Genomic DNA, 18648 nt, shown 5'->3' with positions numbered 1-18648 from the left:
GAGGAGAAGGATGAACATTGCGCTGATTGCTCATGATAAAAAGAAAGATGATATCATCCGGTTTGCTCAGGCCTATAAATATTGTCTGGAAAAACACAAGCTTTTTGCCACAGGCACCACAGGTCTGAGGATTGAAGAGAATACGGGTCTGGACCTGCACCGGTTCCGCTCCGGCCCGCTGGGAGGCGACCAGCAAATCGGCGGGATGATTGCCGACAACAACATGGATCTGGTCATCTTTTTCCGTGATCCGCTGACCGCCCAGCCGCATGAGCCGGATGTCTCGGCTTTAATGCGTCTTTGTGATGTGTATGCTATCCCACTGGCAACCAATATGGCTTCTGCGGAAGTGTTCATCCATGCCCTGGAACGCGGCGACTTCGAGTGGCGGGAAATCATTCATGAGCGGGAGAATCAGGAGTAAATTTGACAGCTTTATCACATGCTGGCTTTTTCTGAATAATCTTCTCCGATCGCATTCCCTAAATCCCCTTTTCGCGATATACTAAAAGCAAAGGGGGAGTGGGGAAATGTATTTTATCATTGCCGGAGTGATCGGTTATTTATTTGGCTGTCTGCATGGATCCCAGCTCGTGGGCAAACTGAAAAAGGTGAACCTGAAGAAGACCGGGGTAAAAAATGCCGGGGCATCGAATACGACGATTGTGCTCGGCTGGAAATACGGGATACTTGTTGCACTTATTGATATTTTTAAAGCGACATTGGCGATTTTACTTACTTTATTTATTTTGCAGGAAAACGGGATTGTTGGAGAAGCGCAGACCTTGCTTGTCTATGTGACGGCATTATTTGTAATCATTGGCCACAACTACCCGATTAACATGAAATTCAGCGGCGGGAAAGGAACTGCCTCGCTTGTCGGGGTTCTTTTGGCTGTCGACTGGCGGATTGCAGTAATTGGGATTGGTATTTTACTGTTGTTGACCTTCACGACAGATTATCTGGTGGTCGGCGTTTTGTTCATGTATCTTTCCTTTTTGGTTACTACCTATGTTTTCTTTGGCGTGGAACCAGCGGCGATTGTGCTCTTTTTGTCGGTCCTCAGTGTTGTAAAGCATATGGAAAATTACCGCCGCATCCTGACGAAAGAAGAGACGAAGCTATCAAGTATGTGGAGAAAGTCCGCATAACAGGAGGAACAGCATGCTCGATATAGTGATTTGGATTTTGATTATTGCATTTTTCGTTTTAAGTTTTGTGGGGATTATTTTTCCGATTATCCCTTCTGTGGTGGTTCTCTGGGGAGGTTTTCTGCTTTATCATTTCGTGCTGAACCCTGATGAGCTGACATGGACGTTCTGGATTGCCATGCTTGTGTTTACCGCTATCCTGTTTGTCGCGGACATTATTGCCAACAGTTATTTTGTCAAACGGTTCGGCGGCAGTAAGACAGGAGAGAGAGCAGCGGCCGTTGCGGTGATTGTCGGATCATTTATTACGCCGCCATTCGGGATTCTTTATGTTCCTTTTCTCGTGGTATTCGCAGTGGAAATGATGCAGAAGCGTTCATCCGGGGAAGCACTAAGGGCGTCAATCGGCTCCCTGATCGGATTTCTCGGCGGTGCCGTGGCCAAGGTGGTCATTCAGCTGATTATGATCATCTGGTTCTTTGTGGTGCTGCTATTTTAAAATGTTTATGATAGAAAGGATTTTACGGAAATGGAACTACCAGCTCGTGTTGTAACGATCGCAGGTTCTGCTGCAGGGGGAAGTGCCGGCATCCAGGCTGATCTGAAAACCTTTCAGGAACTGGATGTCTACGGAATGAGTGTGGTCACGGCGATTGTCGGCAAACATCCGGAAACCGGCAAAAACGTACATCCCCAGACTATCGAAGCAATAGAAGCGCAGTTTTCTACATTAAACAGGCAAGTCGGGATGGACGGGGTAAAAATCGGCATGCTGTTTTCCAAAGAAGTGATCGGGACTGTGGCTCATCTGCTTGGTGATTCAGCGGCTGATCATATTGTTGTGGATCCGGTGATGGTGGGAAAAATGGGTTCACAGCTTTTGGATGACGATGCGATTGATAAACTTAAGGACGAACTGGTTCCCATGGCCGAAATCATCACACCGAACGTGCCTGAAGCCTCCCTGCTGCTTGGAGGCAGGAGTCTGGAAAGTGTTGAGGCTCTCAAGCAGGCAGCAGTGGATCTCCATCAGTTGGGCGCGGGAAATGTGCTGGTGAAAGGCGGACGACTGACCGGTCCGGCGGTCGATGTGCTTTATGATGGTCACAAGGTCACGTCATTCACCGCGCCCCGGGTGGATACGGTAAATACGAGCGGGGCAGGCTGCACCTATTCAGCGGCGATTGCTGCTTATCTTACCAAAGGAACGACTGTAGAGAAAGCGGTTCTGGAGGCAAAACGCTTTGTAACAACCGCGATTGAATACGGATTTTCCTATACTGAAATAGTTGGCCCCACGTATCATGCGGCAATTCGCAAAAGCGGCGTAGCTCATGAGATAAAAGTGGAGACGATTGGATAGGCAGAAGCAGAGTTTAGACAATAGCAAGGAGATTCAGGATGAAAAAGAAATTTTGGCTTGGATTGCTCGTCATGATGGTAATCCTGATCGCGGTCAGTTTTTTTGTTCCTCAAGAAACAGAGCCGCCATCAGATACAAGAATTATTCTCGAGCATAACCGGCACACCTATATAGCACCACCTTGTTTTGAAGAGGCGAATCCGACAAACTGGCTGCAAGAAGCAACATTGGAGGAGGCCGAGAATTTAACTTATCCCCCTGATGGTACATGCACAGCAGAAGCTATGGAAAGCGAAGAAGGCTCATTGTTTGTCAGTCTTCTTAAGGATTTGGGCATTTTGGAGAGAAAGTGGGATTGGTGATTGCCGAAGCGGGGTACATGATGGTGGCAAAAATCATAAGGGGGAATGTGTGATGATCACTACTGCACAAAAATGGGACGATAGTATTTGGGTACGTATCCCCGAGGAAATTGCAGAGAAATATGGTATTCGTGAGGGATTAGAGGTTGAAGTGAACAGTGAAGAGCAAGGAATCATTATAAAACCAATAAATCAAGAACCAACACTAAAAGAGTTATTGGCAAAATGTACACCAGAAAATCAGCATGAAGAAATTGATTGGGGAAAACCTGAAGGAAAAGAAATATGGTAATGCGGATGCTGTTTTGTTTATATCAACCTTGCCCCACATGATTTATTCCCAGCTAAAAATCCTAACTGGCGGCAGCGGTTAGGATTTTAAGATTCAAATCATAGAACATCTATCAACTCAAAAAGCTAAACAACGCTTCATTAAATTCATCGATTTCATCATTTAAATCCACTCAAGGTGGACCCCGGAGAAATTCATCTATAAATTCCATAAGTATAACATAACCAAGGATACTACTCGGTAACAAATTGATAATTAATGTAAAAAGTCTTATGGCTAAATTTTCTTTACTAAACATGGATACAATGCTTAAAGGTATGCCAGAGACGGAAGCAAACATTGTAAGAGATGCAAGTAATGAAAAAACTTTTGTGATGAATTCTGCGTTCTCGTTCGAAAAAATTAATGTCATAAATGCATAGGTTGGTATAACAATAATCACACCAAGTGCTGTAAAAAACGAGATTCTAGTGAACACCTTTAGGTTTTTTCTTTCCAATGAAATCCCCTCTTTTTAACAAACCTAACCAATTTGTCGGATCATGTTGCCCGTAAATTGTTGCTGAACCAAAATAATTAGTCTAAAAACGAAAAAATCTCATTAATGGAAAAAGAAATATCAGGAAAGATTGTAGATGTGAAGGTTTGTTTTTCGCTGGAATAAATATCTTCATGTTGGTAGGAACCTTCATGTAATACATTTTTTTCGATAATCACGTGTTGATAGTCAATGATTAAGTATTCTCTAACCCCGGCTTTTTCATAATAATTGCGTTTTAGCAAGCGGTCGTTTCGAAGTGTACTGGGTGACAGTACTTCAATAATTAAATCCGGAGCGCCATAGCAACGTTTATTACGTAATTTACTTTTATCACATACTATCGAAATATCCGGTAAAACCGTTACATCGTCTTTACCTTTCTTCTCATCTCTAAAAGGAAAAATCACCTGAAGATTGCTGCCAAATACTAGGCATGTATTTCCTTTAAGCCCATTACTGAATTCTCCAATCAGGTTTGCAACTACTCCTTCATGTTCAAACGATGCTGGTGCCATGAAGACCGGGACACCTTCATACAATTCAGCACGTTCTTCCTCTTTTACATGCAGTAAAAATTCTTCCAGTGTATATTTCTTATCTTTATCTAATGATGACATCTCTGACGCACCTCCCTATTTCATTCAATCATAGCAAGTCTTTATGCAGGCTTCAAGTAGCAATAAGTGAATACTTAGAAATTCATGTGCCGGAAAAAAACAGATAGTTACTACTATACGCTTCATGTATTATGGGATGAAGAGGTTATAGGCGAAACGTATTTATCTGGTTTTTCGGTAATATCGAAGCAGAAATTAGATAAAATAAATCCTCCACACCCTCTTGAAAAACTCTGTGAGTTCTATAAAATGAATGGGGAACAAGGGAAGGGGGTTATCTTGTGCTAAAACGGCTGATATTTATAATTGCTGGTATGATTCTGCTTATTGGCATATGGGCTGGCTTTGGTTATCTGTTTCAGGGCATTGACACCGGAGAACAGGAAGTGGTTCCTGACCGGCAATTGGAGGATTTGAGTGCAAATGAGCTGATTGAGTATGCAGCGAATAAACCGGAGGAAGAAAGCGATGGGGCAGAGTCCAACCCATTTGGTGATATTATTTCAATGGAAAATTTAGATAGAACGACTTTTTTGGAATACCTCCATGCCATGTCCCACCAAAAAGTAAAAGCGGAGCAGAAATTCGGCTTTTATCAAATAACCGAGGAGCGAATTAATTGGCTGGTGGAGGCGGTGGATGAGTCTGGGCTGGATGTGGAAAGTTCTTATATGGATATACTAAACCGCTGGGCAGAGGGGGACTTTTCCCAGGTGGTAGATGACCATAACCTCCTGTATCGTGAGGCAAGCATGGAATCCGGTGAACTGGGGTGGGCGACCGATGTATTGAGCGAGGAGGAAGAACAGGCCTACATAGAGAATAAGATAGACTTGGGTAATGTGAAGGCTAGCTGATTATAAAAAGACATAGCAGAGAGAATCCTGCTATGTCTTTTTATATACCCCTTTTCCGCTTTCTTTTCACCCAAATCACCGAGGCAACAAGAGAGCCGGCCATGACAAATAGGGTTGTCCGGAAAAATGGAGGATGGTAGGTAAAAGTGACCGTGTCATCTCCCGCTTGAATGGCGGTTCCTAAAAAGGCATAGTTGACCTGTTCAAGATCCCTTGATTCACCGTCTACCTGCACTTTCCAGCCTTTTTCATATGGTACGGGGATAGCCAGATAGCCATCCTGATTGGCCTGCAAGTTTTCAATGGTGATGCTGTTTCCTTCCAGTGTCACCTCTGATCGCTGGTTGGCCTCTTGTTTCACATTCTCGAGTGTCTGGTAATTTTCGGGATATACTTCCAGGTTTTCAAGCGTGTAGTTGCCCGCTGGTACGCGGATGGAAATCGTCTGGTTCTCCGGCTTCGGCACGCGGATGGTAATTTCGTTCACCCCGGTTTTATAAAGCGATTGCCGGGATTTTCTTGATGTTTGAAAATCATTCACATGCAGGGCAAACCCCGAAGCTTCCTTTACATTATGGCGCAAATAAAAGGATACATAGTAATCTTCCGTACCCGCATCATCCACTCCTTCCGGAATGGTAATATCCAGTCCGCCTGTTTCGGCCGTGACTTTCAGCTGACCGCCGGAATAAGTCCCACCGACAGCGTCTATTCCCGCCTCATCAATCAAATTTTCTTTCTGTGGAAGGCCCTCCGCAGTTGTCTCTGCATCTTTTACAACAATGCCGTGGAGCATTGCCTGTTCCCGTTCCAGCACGGACTGCTCAGCCAGCGAAGCTTCACTATAAACCGCGTCGGACATTCGGACAAATGGCAGTATATTGGTATTTTGGTAAACCACATAATTCTCGCTTTCCATATAGGGTTCAAAACCATATGGGGCGTTCGTCACCGCACCTTTTTCATACATGGCATATTTCCCGCGCAGCATGCTGTGGAGGTTTGCCCGGTCGCCGAACATGGAATAGCGGCTGACACTTTCCCGTTTCATATCAATCCGCAAATCATGATAATAAAACTCCAGCACATGCCCGTTGAGAATGCTGGAATACAGACTGGTCCCCGGGAAGCCTTGAATAATAGGGGTGTTATTTCGCCCATCCGCTATCCAAGTTATCCGGGAGAGCGCATCAGAATCTGCAGCAAGCACTTCATCGATGAGTGCTTGCTGTTCCTCGGAATAATAATTGCTGCTCAGGATATATTCTTTTGTCGTATTCTCGACACCCCCGCCGATGAACAACTCCTTATACTGGAACTGATTCCCCAGAATGAGCTGGGAAATAACAATCGAGGCAAGGAGCGCATACCAGGCCTTCTGATTGTTCAGGAAAAAAGCAAGCACCAGAACAATACCTGCCAGGATCACGTAAGAAGCGGTGGAAAGGCCGGTGATTTCAAACGTCGGATCTGTCACATAAAAAATGAAATAAGCTGCCGCCATCCAAATAGCTGCATACATGATCTGTCTGCGTGGCATCCTTTTTAAATAAGGCAAACCTGCTGCAACGGCACCGCCAATCGTAAAAGCAGCCAAGTACTCATATCGATGCCGCGGCGCGGAAAACCCGTTGAAGAAGCTGGCAGCCCATGGAATGAAATGCAGGACGATGAAAAACAGGCTGAGTACGGTGAAAAAGCGAAACGCTGGCTTCCGGTACAGCGGGAAACAGCCGATCAGCAACACAAAGATGGCCGGCACGATCAGTAAATAGCTGTCATACAAAATATTGCTCGTCCCATCTACCAGCGGAATTTCCTGCTCAAAAGGGGGACGCTGATTATGGAAAAATCCCCAAACGGCAGGGATGAAACCAACTGAACCAATGCCGAACCCAAGAAGAACCGATATGCTGTAATATTTTGCCTGGACAAGTTTTCCTGCTTCCTGTTTCACAAGCGGAAACAGCCATCTGCCTACTATGTAAACCCCGGTGAAAATGCCATTAATATAGGCAAAATAGAAGTTGTCAAAGAACGAAATAGCCGTCGCCGCAATTAGCCAGGCAGGCTTTCGCTCGCGGATGATTTTTTCCACGCCGAGGATCAGCAACGGCAGCCAGATAAATGCATCGGCAAAGAATTCCCAGTAGGTAACATGGCGGAAATACATCGTTGAGGCCCCGTATAAAACCGCCCCAATAAAAGAGGGGAGCGGGTTCATCTTCATATAGCGGAACAAACCGGTCGTAATGCAAATAACAATCGCCAGGCGAAACACACTGATATATACGGTTGCCTGTGCCCAGAACAGCACCTCAGGCTCGCCGATGATCGAGAGGGTTTCCAGAAGAAAAACCACTCCGGCGGTCAGGAAGAAAAAGGTATTGATTCCATAATAATAGGCAAGCTGGGTTGCTGTGCTGCCGCCAATCCCAAAATCGAACGCATAAGAAAAGTTGCCGTCTTTGAGCTGTTCATACATCAGCTGGCGGAACGGCACCATCTGGTTAAGCCCGTCATTTGGCCCCGCCATATACACGCCCTGTGCACCCTGATAAATAAAAAAGGCATGGGCAAGGAATGAGATGACGAGGCTGGAGCCGATTAACAGTCCGATTTTTTGCATTTTCTTCATCTGTTTCCCCGTCCTATTTCTTTAATATTTTCCCTGTAACCAAAAAGGTAACCGGCACCGTGAAGATGACGGCTGCAAGGGGCGCAATGTTTCCATTCCAGTGCAGGTGATCGACAAAAATGTAAATAAACAGGGAGGAGAGCCCGACATTTACCAGCTGGGTAATCGGAAATTGCAGGAATTTAGCCAGTGTCGGTCTCACCTTATACGTAAAATAAACATTCAAGTAAAACGAAATAACCATACTGATGAGAAAACCGGTAATGTGGGAAAGAAGGTAATGCCAATTCAGCAGGTTGTATAAAACGACATAAACAAGATAATAGTTCATTGTGTTCAGCCCGCCCACAATGACAAACCGGATGAATTCATTGTTCAAATATTTCATTGCTGCTCCTCATCCGTATTGGTTTCTCGCACGAGATAATGAGGCCGGTTTTTTGTTTCCATATAGATTCTTCCCACATATTCGCCAATTACGCCAAGGCTCAACAGCTGCACACCGCCAAGGAAAAGGACGGCAGAGATGAGCGTGAAATAGCCTGGCACATCGATTCCGTGACGGAGGATCTGTACAGCCATGGCCAGAATATAAAAAAGCGCAAAAACCAGGCTGATGACGCCTGCGTACAGACAGATGCGCAATGGTTTCTGATTAAAGGAAACGACACCTTCTACACCGTAATTGAGGAGGTTTCTGAACGACCATTTAGAAGCACCACTCTCCCGTTCGACATTCTCGAAATAGACGGTTTTCTGTTCAAAACCGATCCAGGAGAACAGCCCTTTGGAAAACCGGTTGCCCTCACTCATTTTTAATACGGAATCGACTGCTTTCCTGCCAAGTAAGCGGAAATCGCCTTCTCCATCATGTAGTTCCACTTGAATAATTCGGTTGATCAGTTTGTAATAAAGATGGGAGAGAAAGGAACGGGATTTCGCTTCTCCGTTGCGGTTTCGCTTGGCAACAACCTGTTCATACCCTTCTCGGTAGCCTTCCAGCAATTGCGGAATGAGCGACGGAGGGTGCTGCATGTCCGCATCCATGATAATCACAGCTTTCCCATGTGCATGATCCAGCCCGGCAATGATTGCTGCCTCTTTGCCGAAATTGCGGGTGAACGAAATGTATTTCACTTCCGGGTGTGCCCCGGCTAGCATCTGGAGGGTGGAGAGAGTAGGGTCACTGCTGCCATCATCAATAAACAACAGTTCAAAAGGACTGGATAGACTGGCGAATTCCTGCTGAACTGCTTCATGGACGGGTTTGATATTTGCTGCCTCATTGTAGGCGGGTATTATAATGGAAATTAAGTCATTCATTTTGGAGGTACCTCCGGGCATTTCATGTTGTAGTCTAAAACTACCCTGCGGACGGGATTTTCAAACGTATGGCGGGCTGAGTGGTACTGGGAGTCTTTCCATCCTGGCCGGCTCAGGTGTACAATCAAAGTTAAGAATGGGGGAGACGTGAGATGAGCTTTCGGGATGGAAAAATGGGAGATTTCACAGTACGAAAAGCAGAGGAGGCCGACACACCGGCAGTCACGGCAATCTTAAAAAGTGCGGCGGACTGGCTGGCAGAAAAAGGTATTGCGCAATGGAGTTATTTGCGGAGCGGCGGGGAAGATGAGGAGATCAGGCAGGATATTCTTTGTGGTACGACATACATTGTCGAGTATGGAGAGACGGCCGTTGCCACCTTTAATTTTTCCCCGAAGCAGAACAGCTGGGATGTGGAGATGTGGGGGGATCGGCAGGATGCAGCATATTACATTCACCGCCTGGCTGTGGCCTGGGAATGGCATCACCGGCAGATTGGCAGGAAATTGCTGGAGTGGCTGGATGAGAATCTGGAAGGGGAGACCCGCCTAATTCGTCTCGATTGTGTTGCGGACAATCCGGCATTGAATGCATTTTATCAGCAGGCGGGATATGAATTTATCGGGTACGCCGGTGAAGGGGAGGATAAATTTTCTCTCTATGAAAAAATGTGCGGGCAGACGCGCTAGAATCAAGGTCTAGTGATTGTCAATGAATTCTCCCTTATGAAAAGATATGCTTTGGGCCGTTCTTGACTTTCCTGACCAAGCCGTATATATTAAGGAATATATAGTTGAAACGCTGATGAGGATTAGTATAATTTGCTGTCTTTTGCAGAGAGGAAATGGCTGGTGCAAATTTCCATCGACACGAATTAGAACCTGCCTCTGAGTTCGCCATCGAAAAGCATTCATTGCTCCTTAAGATGTGCGCGGTTTACCACCGTTATCATGCCAAGTGTGCCGGGCTTTTTTGTCCTGCAAACAAGGGTGGTACCACCAAACCTCGGTCCCTTTACGGATGGAGGATTTTTTGTGTTCGCAGATAATGTCCCATAAGCTTGGTGGCAAGCAATGTTTTCTTTAAAAATAATTTTATATAAAGAGGTGTTTAGCTTGGGCAAGAAAAATAAGCAGTTTGTGGAAAAAATTACTTCCATGGAAGATGACTTCGCACAGTGGTACACGGATATTGTTAAACAGGCCGAACTGGTTGATTATGGTCAGGTGCGCGGAACGATGATTATTAAGCCGTATGGTTTTGCCATTTGGGAAAATATCCGCGATGAGCTGGACAAAAAAATTAAGGAAACCGGTCATTCCAATGTGGCCTTTCCATTGTTCATACCGGAAAGTCTGCTTCAGAAGGAGAAAGACCATGTCGAAGGGTTTGCTCCGGAAGTGGCTTGGGTAACACATGGGGGAGATGAGGAACTGGCAGAACGGATAGCGGTCCGCCCAACTTCAGAAGTGCTTTTCTGTGATTATTATTCCAAAAATATTCACTCTTACCGCGACCTCCCTAAGCTGTATAACCAATGGACCAATGTTGTTCGCTGGGAGAAGACGACCAGGCCATTCCTGCGTTCATCAGAATTCCATTGGCAGGAAGGGCATACAGCACATGCAACAGATGAAGATGCGGCAGCCGAAACAGACAGAATGCTCGGCGTCTATGCAGATGTGGTGGAAAATTATTTAGCCATTCCTGTGCTAAAAGGCCGCAAAACAGAAAAGGAAAAGTTCGCCGGGGCCAATTATACATTAACGATTGAAGCTTTAATGCATGATGGCAAAGCACTTCAGTCTGGAACATCCCACCATTTCGGTTCAGGATTTGCGGAAGCCTTCGATATCACGTATTTGGATGAAAATGGGGAAAATCAGTTTGTGCACCAAACATCATGGGGACTCTCCACAAGGATCATGGGCGGATTAATCATGGTACACAGTGACAATCGCGGACTAGTGCTGCCGCCTCAAATCGCGCCAACACAGGCAATGATTGTACCAGTCGCCCAGCATAAAGAAGGCGTATTGGATAAAGCTTATGCTCTGCGCGAACAGCTGCAGGAACTCGTGCGCGTCGATATTGATGCAAGTGATAAAATGCCTGGCTGGAAGTTTAATGAATATGAAATGAAAGGTATACCGGTCCGGATTGAGATGGGACCAAAGGATATCGAGAAGGATCAGGTAGTGCTCGTTCGCCGTGATACTGGAGAAAAAGAATTTGTCCCTGTTGCTGAGGTGAGCAAACGGCTGCCGGAACTGCTCGAGGAAATCCAGCAGAACCTGTTTGACAAAGCATTGGCCCATCAAAAGGAACAAACCAGTGTGGCAACAGATATGGATTCCTTTAAGCAGACACTGGAGGAAAAGCCTGGGTTTATCATGGCCATGTGGTGCGGAGATACTGCTTGTGAAGAAAAAATCAAAGAAGAAACCTCCGCAACGTCCCGCTGTATTCCATTTGAGCAGAAGAAAGTTGCTGATACCTGTGTCTGCTGCGGGAAGGAAGCAAAAGAGCTGGTTTATTGGGCGAAAGCTTATTGATTGAGTATGTCGATTGTAGGGCCGTCCTGCCGTTTTTGGTGGGGCGGTTTTTTGTACAAAGATAAGAACTTATAGAATTTTTACCCTATCACAAAGTTTTCCACTGTGGTATCTTTAATATATGAAAAAGTTAAAATGAAACAATATTTTGTTTGAGTAAAGAGAACATATAGTAAAGAATCAAAATTTTAATACTTTGGGGAGGTCATCGAATGAAATTAATACTTAAATTAGTAGCGGGGATTATTGTAGGGATTATTGTTGGATTACTTGTTAATGAGCCCATCATGGAGGTTATCGTCACGTTTCAAATGCTCTTTGGACAGTTGTTAACATATATAGTTCCTTTGATCATCTTATTTTTTATCACAAGCGGTCTGAGCAATATGGGGAAAAATTCCGGCAAACTCCTCGGCTTTACCGCTGGCATTGCATACGGATCCACGATTGTAGCAGGTATCCTTGCATTTATCATTGCGACGCTGGTCATTCCGCTGTTCGTTGACGGCTCTGCTACTGCAGCTAGTGAAGAAAGTGGGTTTTCGCCGCTTTTTGAATTGGCAATTGATCCCGCGCTGGCCATTATCACTGCGCTTCTCACAGCCTTTATTTTCGGGATCGGTATCGCCAGAACGAATTCAGCAACGTTAAAAACTTTTTTCGATGAAGGAAAGAATATTATCGAAAAATTTCTTTGGGTAGTCATTATACCGATTTTGCCGTTTTATATTGCGAGTATTTTTGCTGAATTATCAGCCGAAGGAACCGTTTGGGAGACGCTGATTTCTTTTGGAATTGTGCTTTTATTGGCGGTGGCGACCCATTGGCTGTATCTGATTGGTGCTTATTCGATTGCAGGTGGAATAACAGGACGAAATCCATTTAGCTTGCTGAAAACAATGCTGCCTGCTTATTTTACCGGGGTTGGAACGATGTCCAGTGCCGCAACGATCCCGGTCACCGCGGAACGGACAAAGAAAAATAAAGTGCACCCCTCTGTTGCGGATTCGATCATTCCTTTATGCGCAAATATTCATCTCGCAGGCAGTACGATCACGATTACAATGGCATCCATGACAGTTATGATGATGGTTGGAGATTTAGCAGCTCCAACTTTTGGCACTATCTTTCCGTTTATCTTGGGACTGGGCGTAGTTATGATCGCGGCTCCAGGGGTGCCAGGGGGAGCGATTATCGCAGCATCCGGTCTTTTAACATCGATGCTTGGCTTTAATGAAGCTGCCGTCGGTATAATGATTGCGCTCTACGTGGCTCAAGACAGCCTTGGCACCGGCTGTAACGTAACTGGCGACGGTGCGATCTCGCTCGTTGTGGAACGTTTGGTTTTGAAAAATAAATGATATGTAAAGAAACGCCTCTGAAATCAGATGCGTTTCTTTTATGAGGAGGATATCAGCGGAAACTTCTGGTCGAGAGTTAGAACTTCGGCGGGAGAGCGAGAACTTCGGCGGGAGAGTGAAAACTTCTGCCTGAAAGCGAGAACTCCTGCCTCACAGCAAAAACCCCAACTCCCGCTCCAGCCAAAAAATTTTTCCATAAACCATTGCATATCCCCACACAATATGTTATAAATATACATATTAAATAATAAATATACAAACCAAGCCAACGGAGGCCAGCACCATGAAGCACACACTAGAAACTGAATTAAACAACATTCAGCACGACCTATGGAACATGAGTAATCAAATGTATAGCCACCCGGAATTGGGTGATGAAGAATACAAATCTATGAAACTCCTTACCGATTATCTGGCAGAACATGATTTCCAGATAGAAACCGGAATTGTCGGCCGCCCGACGGCATTCAAAGCCGTGTACGACAGCGGCAAGCCCGGTCCGAGAATTGCATATTTGGCGGAATATGATGCATTGCCGGGAGTGGGGCACGGCTGCGGACATAATTTAATCGGCACGATGAGTACAGGTGCCGGTGTTGTGTTGAGCAAAATCATTGAACAAACCGGAGGCAGTGTGACTATCCTGGGCACCCCGGCGGAAGAAACAAATGGGGCCAAGGTGCCGATGAGTGAGCAGGGAATTTTTTCCGACACCGATGTAGCGATGATTTTGCATCCTGGGGGCGAATCGCATGATAGCGGCGAATCTCTCGCTATGGATGCGATCCAATTTACTTATACGGGTAAATCATCGCACGCAGCGGCTGCCCCCGAGCATGGGATCAACGCTCTGGATTCAGTAATTCAGCTATTCAATGGCATCAATGCACTAAGGGAACATTTGCGGCAGGACGTGCGGATTCACGGCATTATTTCCGAGGGCGGTCAGGCGGCGAATGTGGTTCCGGATAAAGCCGTGGCACAGTTTTACATTCGGGCAAAAGACCGGAGTTACTTGGATGAAGTGGCGGCAAAAGTGAAAAATACTGCTGAGGGAGCAGCACTGATGACTGGTGCAAAACTGACGGTCGAGAATTACGAGCTAAGCTATGACAATATGATTACCAATTCACCATTGTCCAAGGCCTTCAGCAGCAACCTTTCCGAGGTGAGTGATCAGCCGGTTCACCCGCCAAAACAAAGCTATGGATCGATTGACATGGGCAATGTCAGCCAAGTGGTTCCGGCTATTCACCCATACATCGGTCTGAATACACCAGGGCTTGTGGCGCATACGAGTGAGTTTGCTGAGAAAACCATAACAGAGGATGGTAGGAAAACCTTGACAGAAGGAGCACTGGCGTTGGCGCAGACAGGATACGATGTGCTGACTGACGGACAGCTGTTAAAGGATATTCAGACAGCTTTTGCAAACAGAAAGTAATTTTTATACAATAAAATGAATAAAAATACAAATGAATTAATAATTAAACAGAGGAGAGGAAACTATGAAATCTTTAATGACGAAATTTATTATGTTCATCGCGTTAACGTTACTTTTGGCAGCCTGCGGAGAAAGTGATGCAAGTTCCACATCAGGAGAAGACACCGGAGATCAGGACGTACTGACGATGGCCACTTCGGCGGATTTCCCGCCATTTGAATCCCGCGACCCGGAAGGTAATTTTGAAGGATTTGATATCGATTTGGCAAACAGAATTGCAGAGGAACTGGGATATGAACTGGAAATTGAGGATATGAGTTTTGACGGGCTGATCGGTGCCCTGCAGTCCAATCGTGTGGACATGGTGATGGCGGGGATGAGTGCGACTGAAGAACGGAAGCAGAATGTGGATTTCTCCGAGTCTTATCACCGTTCGGGCGAGATGTTTATCACCGTGGGTGAGCCGCTCGAGAATCTGGAAAGCCTGGAAGGAAAGACAGTTGGTGTGCAGCTTGGAACCATTCAGGAAGAAGGTGCGGATAAATTAAGCGAGGAATATGGTTTTGACGTGCATAAGGTCGATAATTCCGGTCTGCTTATTCAAGAGATAAACTCCGATCGTATTGATGTGGCGTATATGGATAAGCAGGTGGCTCTGGGCTATTTGGAAGAACATGACACCCTTGCCGGCTTTGATGACCCGACTACTGTCTCACCGGGGATGGCCGTTGCTTTCCCGAAAGGCAGTGAACTGGTAGAAGATGTGAATGCAGTGCTAGCGGAACTGGAAGAGAGCGGCGAACTGCAGGAACTAAAAGATAAATGGGAATTGGATGCTGAATAAAGAGCTGGAAAGGCAGGGTGTTTGGGAATGAATTTGGATTTTAGCCAGATCGTGCCTTATATTCCTTTTATACTGGAGGGAATATGGACTACATTAGGATTTGTCAGTGTATCGATCATCGTCGGATTTTTGCTCGGCACGGTTCTGGCATTATGTAAAATTACGGGAATCCCCGTTTTGAAATGGTTGGCGGATGCCTATACGTCAATGTTCCGGGGCACGCCGCTGATCCTGCAATTAATGATTATTTATTTTGCGGTGCCGCAGCTGACAGGGTATGATATTTCTGCATTCCTGTCGGCAGTGCTCGCATTCGGGCTGAATTCGGCAGCATATGTTTCAGAAATTATCCGGGCCGGCATCATGGCGGTGGACCGTGGACAGACGGAGGCAGCAGAAGCGCTTGGTATACCTTATAAACCGATGATGAAGGATCTAATCCTGCCACAGGCGATTAAAAATATTTTGCCTGCCTTGATGAATGAATTTATTACATTAACCAAGGAATCGGCGATTGTGTCGACGATCGGTTATCTGGACCTAATGCGCCGGGCGCAGATCGTTGGTGCGGATATTTACCGAAATTTTGAGCCATTGCTGCTGGCAGGACTGATTTACTGGGTTATGGTGTATATTCTGACACAACTAGGCAAGGTTGCAGAACGGAGGTTGCGCGCAAGTGATTAAAACAGAGAGCCTCAGCAAACAATTCGGCAAGCAGACAGTACTAAAAAATATAAACACAACCATCGATCACGGGGAAGTGGTGGCGGTGATTGGACCGTCCGGATCAGGAAAATCCACGTTTCTCCGCTGCCTAAATTTGCTGGAAGAGCCGACATCGGGCGTGATCGAGATTAACGGAAAAGAGATTACAGGCGGAAAAGCAAACAAGCTGGAAATCCGTAAAAACATCGGGATGGTCTTTCAGCATTTTCATCTCTTTCCCCATCTGACAGCGCTGGAGAATATAGCGTATGCGCCGCAGAAGGTGAAGCAGCTGAGTAAGGAAGAAGCCCATCAGCGTGCCAGCGAACTGCTGTCCAAAGTCGGGTTGACAGACAAGGCGGATGCTTATCCGAATCGTTTATCCGGCGGGCAAAAGCAGCGTGTCGCCATTGCCAGAGCCTTGGCGATGGAGCCTGCGGTTATGCTGTTTGATGAGCCGACATCTGCACTCGATCCGGAAATGGTAAAAGAGGTGCTCGACGTGCTGAAAGATTTGACAGAGACAGGCATGACGATGGTGGTCGTCACCCATGAAATGAATTTCGCGAAAGAAGTGGCGGACCGTATTCTGTTTTTGGATGAGGGAAATCTGGTAGAAGAAGGGGAGCCTTACAGCTTTTTCAGCCAGCCGAAGACAGCGCGGGCAGAGGATTTTTTGGCGAAAATATTATAATGAAGGAACAGGAGGCGGTCCGCTCGGTGGGATCGCCTCCTGTTTTAGATTAACGGTGCTGCACCAGATCAATGGTGCCTAATACAACGTGGGCCAGTCCGAATCCGAATATCGTGTTGGCCAACATTTTTTTAGAGCCGTGTTTTTGCTTCAACGCATAGCCGGTTGCAGTTACAGCTGTTCCCAGAGCTGTTGGGATCGTACCTTCGCGCATTTTCACTGTCCATCCCCCCGCCGTGTTTGCTGGTGTGATTAACACCAATTTTATTATTTGCCTGGCGGAGGGGAGTATACCGGCTTCATTTTGGAAATTCACACGGATCAACCGTCGATGATGCCTGAGGTTACTTGTTCTCCTTGGAAGGATGACGACGGTTTTGGCCCATATTATCCTGATTGGACTCGCCTAAAGGATTGATGTCTGCCTCTTCACTAAATTCCGTGCCGTATGATACATTTCTCGACTGTGCGCTGCTGTTCGGGTTGCGGACATCTTCATCAACCGGGTCAAACAGTAAAGAAAGACAGGCCAGTCCACTGAGCCCGACAAGCGTATAGACAACCCGGGATAAGAAAGCGTCTTGTCCGCCAAACAGCGATGCGACCAAATCCCACTGGAATAAGCCAATTAGTCCCCAATTAAGCGCACCAATGATTACTAAAACTAAAGCAATCCGCTGCAATGTTCTCATCTTCACACCTCCCTTACTTTTCACTTTGTCCGGAAAAACTGATCCGGCAACTCCTGCTTAGTATTTGAGAAATTACCTATTTCATACCAATGAAACGGCAAACGCTTCGGGCGGTTTGCTCATATAGTAAGGCAGGAGGGGATGGAGATGCTTTCGGCGGGAGCGTTTTTGCAGGAAATGCTGTATCTTTACAGCCTGGCGCTGGTGGGTTTTTTGGTCAGAAAAAATGGGGTGCTGAATGAAAACACGAACCAGGTACTGACACAGCTGATTTTATATATTACCCTGCCTGCACTGATTTTATTTTCCCTGAACATTTCGTTCTCACCTGCGCTCATTCAGGATTTTCTTTGGCTGTTGGGGATGTCAGCCTATGTTCTGTTGGCTGCTGTTTTTCTGGCAGCCTGGATGCGAAAACGGGCAGACCTACTCGAGTGGCAACATGGGGCATATGAAGGGCTGATTATTTTTGGCAATCAGGGGTTCATTGGCTATGCGGTGATTTTTATCGTGTTTGGTGAGCAGGGGATTGTTTATTTGACGATGTTCAACCTGATTTATTTTGTGCTTATCTGGACGTATGGAATTTTCCTGTTTACCAAAAATACCGCTGCAATTGAATGGCGGAGACTGTTTTTCAATCCGGGAATTGTTTCGACGGGGATCGGCCTGGTGGTTTTATTTTCGCCGTTTCGCTGGCCGGACGGGATTGCCAAAGGCCTGGAAAGTGTTGGCAATATGACAATTCCGCTTTCGATGATGCTGATCGGCAGCCTGATTGCCAATGTGAAATACAAGGACTTCCTGCATCTCCTGAAAAATCGATATATCTGGAAAGCGGCACTGGCCAAGCTTTTGTTGATCCCGCTCAGCCTGCTGCCGTTTGTGCTCGTGGGTGCACCGTTTTTCTTGCTGCTGATTGCAGTTCTCGTTTCCGGCATGCCGTCAGCTCCGACCATGTCACTGTATGCACAGAAATTCGGCGGTGACCGATTATTTGCGTCCCTTGGTGTGGTCGTTTCCAGCTTGTTGTGTATTGTTACGATACCGTTTCTGTATCTTTTGGTGAGTTTGTTGTATTGAAAGGCTGTTTCATCTTACCTAAAAACTGCGACGTATATTTGCAGGCATCGGTGGTATTCCCTAGGTTTTAACGCAAGGCACAACACACCCAGTGGAGGAAATACCCGAAGACTCCTGCGGGAA

At 46.1% G+C, this 18648-nt stretch carries 21 protein-coding genes and 1 other annotated feature; of the genes, 15 read left to right on the top strand and 6 right to left on the bottom strand.

The features are described from left to right. Nucleotides 1-10 precede the first annotated feature (10 nt). The 6 genes from mgsA to CEG13_RS15730 all read left to right on the top strand — a co-directional run bounded on the left by mgsA (nucleotide 11) and on the right by CEG13_RS15730 (nucleotide 3168). Nucleotides 11-424, top strand: a complete 414-nt coding sequence (mgsA, locus tag CEG13_RS15755) for a methylglyoxal synthase (RefSeq protein ID WP_100012842.1) — start codon at nucleotides 11-13, stop codon at nucleotides 422-424. Nucleotides 425-530: 106 nt separating this feature from the next. Then, a complete protein-coding gene (locus tag CEG13_RS15750; RefSeq protein WP_100012841.1) occupies nucleotides 531-1151 on the top strand; it encodes a glycerol-3-phosphate acyltransferase in 621 nt (206 codons plus the stop codon). 13 nt (nucleotides 1152-1164) lie between these two features. After that, a complete protein-coding gene (locus CEG13_RS15745) occupies nucleotides 1165-1650 on the top strand; it encodes a DUF456 domain-containing protein (RefSeq protein ID WP_100012840.1) in 486 nt (161 codons plus the stop codon). A 30-nt stretch (nucleotides 1651-1680) separates the two neighbouring features. Further along, complete coding sequence (gene thiD, locus CEG13_RS15740) at nucleotides 1681-2514, top strand: bifunctional hydroxymethylpyrimidine kinase/phosphomethylpyrimidine kinase (protein WP_100012839.1); 834 nt, start codon at nucleotides 1681-1683, stop codon at nucleotides 2512-2514. A 38-nt stretch (nucleotides 2515-2552) separates the two neighbouring features. Then, a complete protein-coding gene (locus CEG13_RS15735; protein ID WP_100012838.1) occupies nucleotides 2553-2876 on the top strand; it encodes a hypothetical protein in 324 nt (107 codons plus the stop codon). A 52-nt stretch (nucleotides 2877-2928) separates the two neighbouring features. Beyond that, nucleotides 2929-3168: an AbrB/MazE/SpoVT family DNA-binding domain-containing protein gene (locus CEG13_RS15730; RefSeq protein ID WP_100012837.1), complete on the top strand. Its 240-nt coding sequence runs from the start codon at nucleotides 2929-2931 to the stop codon at nucleotides 3166-3168. A gap of 576 nt (nucleotides 3169-3744) precedes the next feature. On the opposite strand, the gene CEG13_RS15720 is transcribed toward CEG13_RS15730, so the two are convergent. After that, complete coding sequence (locus CEG13_RS15720) at nucleotides 3745-4326, bottom strand: Uma2 family endonuclease (protein ID WP_100012835.1); 582 nt, start codon at nucleotides 4324-4326, stop codon at nucleotides 3745-3747. Nucleotides 4327-4607: 281 nt separating this feature from the next. On the opposite strand from CEG13_RS15720, the gene CEG13_RS15715 reads away from it, so the two are divergent. Beyond that, nucleotides 4608-5183, top strand: coding sequence for a DUF6241 domain-containing protein (locus tag CEG13_RS15715; protein WP_100012834.1), 576 nt, complete (start codon nucleotides 4608-4610; stop codon nucleotides 5181-5183). Nucleotides 5184-5223: 40 nt separating this feature from the next. On the opposite strand, the gene CEG13_RS15710 is transcribed toward CEG13_RS15715, so the two are convergent. The 3 genes from CEG13_RS15710 to CEG13_RS15700 are packed head-to-tail and all read right to left on the bottom strand — an operon-like array spanning nucleotide 5224 to nucleotide 9144. Beyond that, a complete protein-coding gene (locus CEG13_RS15710; protein WP_100012833.1) occupies nucleotides 5224-7821 on the bottom strand; it encodes a YfhO family protein in 2598 nt (865 codons plus the stop codon). Nucleotides 7822-7834: 13 nt separating this feature from the next. Further along, a complete protein-coding gene (locus tag CEG13_RS15705) occupies nucleotides 7835-8209 on the bottom strand; it encodes a GtrA family protein (protein ID WP_100012832.1) in 375 nt (124 codons plus the stop codon). Further along, a complete protein-coding gene (locus CEG13_RS15700; protein ID WP_100012831.1) occupies nucleotides 8206-9144 on the bottom strand; it encodes a glycosyltransferase family 2 protein in 939 nt (312 codons plus the stop codon). Before CEG13_RS15700 ends, CEG13_RS15705 begins: the two co-directional genes overlap by 4 nt. Nucleotides 9145-9296: 152 nt before the next feature. Between CEG13_RS15700 and CEG13_RS15695 the strand changes: the two genes are divergently transcribed. From CEG13_RS15695 to CEG13_RS15665, 7 genes are all read left to right on the top strand, one after another. Next, entirely contained in the window at nucleotides 9297-9833 is a 537-nt protein-coding gene (locus CEG13_RS15695) for a GNAT family N-acetyltransferase (RefSeq protein ID WP_239984676.1), read from the top strand. A gap of 103 nt (nucleotides 9834-9936) precedes the next feature. Further along, nucleotides 9937-10161 (top strand) — a binding site (T-box leader). Nucleotides 10162-10259: 98 nt separating this feature from the next. Next, complete coding sequence (proS, locus tag CEG13_RS15690; RefSeq protein ID WP_100012862.1) at nucleotides 10260-11699, top strand: proline--tRNA ligase; 1440 nt, start codon at nucleotides 10260-10262, stop codon at nucleotides 11697-11699. 212 nt (nucleotides 11700-11911) lie between these two features. Continuing rightward, nucleotides 11912-13060, top strand: a complete 1149-nt coding sequence (locus CEG13_RS15685) for a dicarboxylate/amino acid:cation symporter (protein ID WP_100012830.1) — start codon at nucleotides 11912-11914, stop codon at nucleotides 13058-13060. Between the two features lie 283 nt (nucleotides 13061-13343). Then, a complete protein-coding gene (locus tag CEG13_RS15680; RefSeq protein ID WP_100012829.1) occupies nucleotides 13344-14504 on the top strand; it encodes a M20 family metallopeptidase in 1161 nt (386 codons plus the stop codon). A 76-nt stretch (nucleotides 14505-14580) separates the two neighbouring features. Continuing rightward, on the top strand, nucleotides 14581-15348 hold the full coding sequence (locus CEG13_RS15675) for an ABC transporter substrate-binding protein (protein WP_100012861.1): 768 nt from the start codon (nucleotides 14581-14583) through the stop codon (nucleotides 15346-15348). Between the two features lie 27 nt (nucleotides 15349-15375). Continuing rightward, nucleotides 15376-16035, top strand: coding sequence for an amino acid ABC transporter permease (locus tag CEG13_RS15670; protein ID WP_100012828.1), 660 nt, complete (start codon nucleotides 15376-15378; stop codon nucleotides 16033-16035). Beyond that, on the top strand, nucleotides 16028-16750 hold the full coding sequence (locus tag CEG13_RS15665) for an amino acid ABC transporter ATP-binding protein (protein WP_100012827.1): 723 nt from the start codon (nucleotides 16028-16030) through the stop codon (nucleotides 16748-16750). The genes CEG13_RS15670 and CEG13_RS15665 overlap by 8 nt, the downstream gene beginning before the upstream one ends. Nucleotides 16751-16799: 49 nt before the next feature. Here the strand turns inward: CEG13_RS15665 and CEG13_RS15660 are convergent, their stop codons facing one another. Continuing rightward, nucleotides 16800-16970: an asparagine synthase gene (locus tag CEG13_RS15660; protein WP_100012860.1), complete on the bottom strand. Its 171-nt coding sequence runs from the start codon at nucleotides 16968-16970 to the stop codon at nucleotides 16800-16802. A 124-nt stretch (nucleotides 16971-17094) separates the two neighbouring features. Then, nucleotides 17095-17442, bottom strand: coding sequence for a DUF378 domain-containing protein (locus CEG13_RS15655; protein ID WP_100012826.1), 348 nt, complete (start codon nucleotides 17440-17442; stop codon nucleotides 17095-17097). A 147-nt stretch (nucleotides 17443-17589) separates the two neighbouring features. Here CEG13_RS15655 and CEG13_RS15650 point away from each other — a divergent pair, with 147 nt between their 5' ends. Then, nucleotides 17590-18525, top strand: a complete 936-nt coding sequence (locus tag CEG13_RS15650) for an AEC family transporter (RefSeq protein ID WP_100012825.1) — start codon at nucleotides 17590-17592, stop codon at nucleotides 18523-18525. Nucleotides 18526-18648 lie beyond the last annotated feature (123 nt).

This window comes from Lentibacillus sediminis (genome assembly GCF_002763455.1).
In the GTDB taxonomy this organism is placed as follows: Bacteria; Bacillota; Bacilli; order Bacillales; family Amphibacillaceae; genus Lentibacillus_D; species Lentibacillus_D sediminis_A.
Note: the sequence above shows the minus strand (reverse complement) of the source record. Positions and strands in the feature narration are given on the sequence as shown.

What these genes read in the sequence shown, in the direction of transcription:
- mgsA (WP_100012842.1), top strand. Translation starts at nt 11, where the DNA reads ATGAACATTGCGCTGATTGCTCATGATAAAAAGAAAGATGATATCATC.
- CEG13_RS15750 (WP_100012841.1), top strand. Translation starts at nt 531, where the DNA reads ATGTATTTTATCATTGCCGGAGTGATCGGTTATTTATTTGGCTGTCTG.
- CEG13_RS15745 (WP_100012840.1), top strand. Translation starts at nt 1,165, where the DNA reads ATGCTCGATATAGTGATTTGGATTTTGATTATTGCATTTTTCGTTTTA.
- thiD (WP_100012839.1), top strand. Translation starts at nt 1,681, where the DNA reads ATGGAACTACCAGCTCGTGTTGTAACGATCGCAGGTTCTGCTGCAGGG.
- CEG13_RS15735 (WP_100012838.1), top strand. Translation starts at nt 2,553, where the DNA reads ATGAAAAAGAAATTTTGGCTTGGATTGCTCGTCATGATGGTAATCCTG.
- CEG13_RS15730 (WP_100012837.1), top strand. Translation starts at nt 2,929, where the DNA reads ATGATCACTACTGCACAAAAATGGGACGATAGTATTTGGGTACGTATC.
- CEG13_RS15720 (WP_100012835.1), bottom strand. Translation starts at nt 4,326, where the DNA reads ATGTCATCATTAGATAAAGATAAGAAATATACACTGGAAGAATTTTTA.
- CEG13_RS15710 (WP_100012833.1), bottom strand. Translation starts at nt 7,821, where the DNA reads ATGAAGAAAATGCAAAAAATCGGACTGTTAATCGGCTCCAGCCTCGTC.
- CEG13_RS15705 (WP_100012832.1), bottom strand. Translation starts at nt 8,209, where the DNA reads ATGAAATATTTGAACAATGAATTCATCCGGTTTGTCATTGTGGGCGGG.
- CEG13_RS15700 (WP_100012831.1), bottom strand. Translation starts at nt 9,144, where the DNA reads ATGAATGACTTAATTTCCATTATAATACCCGCCTACAATGAGGCAGCA.
- CEG13_RS15695 (WP_239984676.1), top strand. Translation starts at nt 9,297, where the DNA reads ATGAGCTTTCGGGATGGAAAAATGGGAGATTTCACAGTACGAAAAGCA.
- CEG13_RS15685 (WP_100012830.1), top strand. Translation starts at nt 11,912, where the DNA reads ATGAAATTAATACTTAAATTAGTAGCGGGGATTATTGTAGGGATTATT.
- CEG13_RS15680 (WP_100012829.1), top strand. Translation starts at nt 13,344, where the DNA reads ATGAAGCACACACTAGAAACTGAATTAAACAACATTCAGCACGACCTA.
- CEG13_RS15675 (WP_100012861.1), top strand. Translation starts at nt 14,581, where the DNA reads ATGACGAAATTTATTATGTTCATCGCGTTAACGTTACTTTTGGCAGCC.
- CEG13_RS15670 (WP_100012828.1), top strand. Translation starts at nt 15,376, where the DNA reads ATGAATTTGGATTTTAGCCAGATCGTGCCTTATATTCCTTTTATACTG.
- CEG13_RS15655 (WP_100012826.1), bottom strand. Translation starts at nt 17,442, where the DNA reads ATGAGAACATTGCAGCGGATTGCTTTAGTTTTAGTAATCATTGGTGCG.
- CEG13_RS15650 (WP_100012825.1), top strand. Translation starts at nt 17,590, where the DNA reads ATGCTTTCGGCGGGAGCGTTTTTGCAGGAAATGCTGTATCTTTACAGC.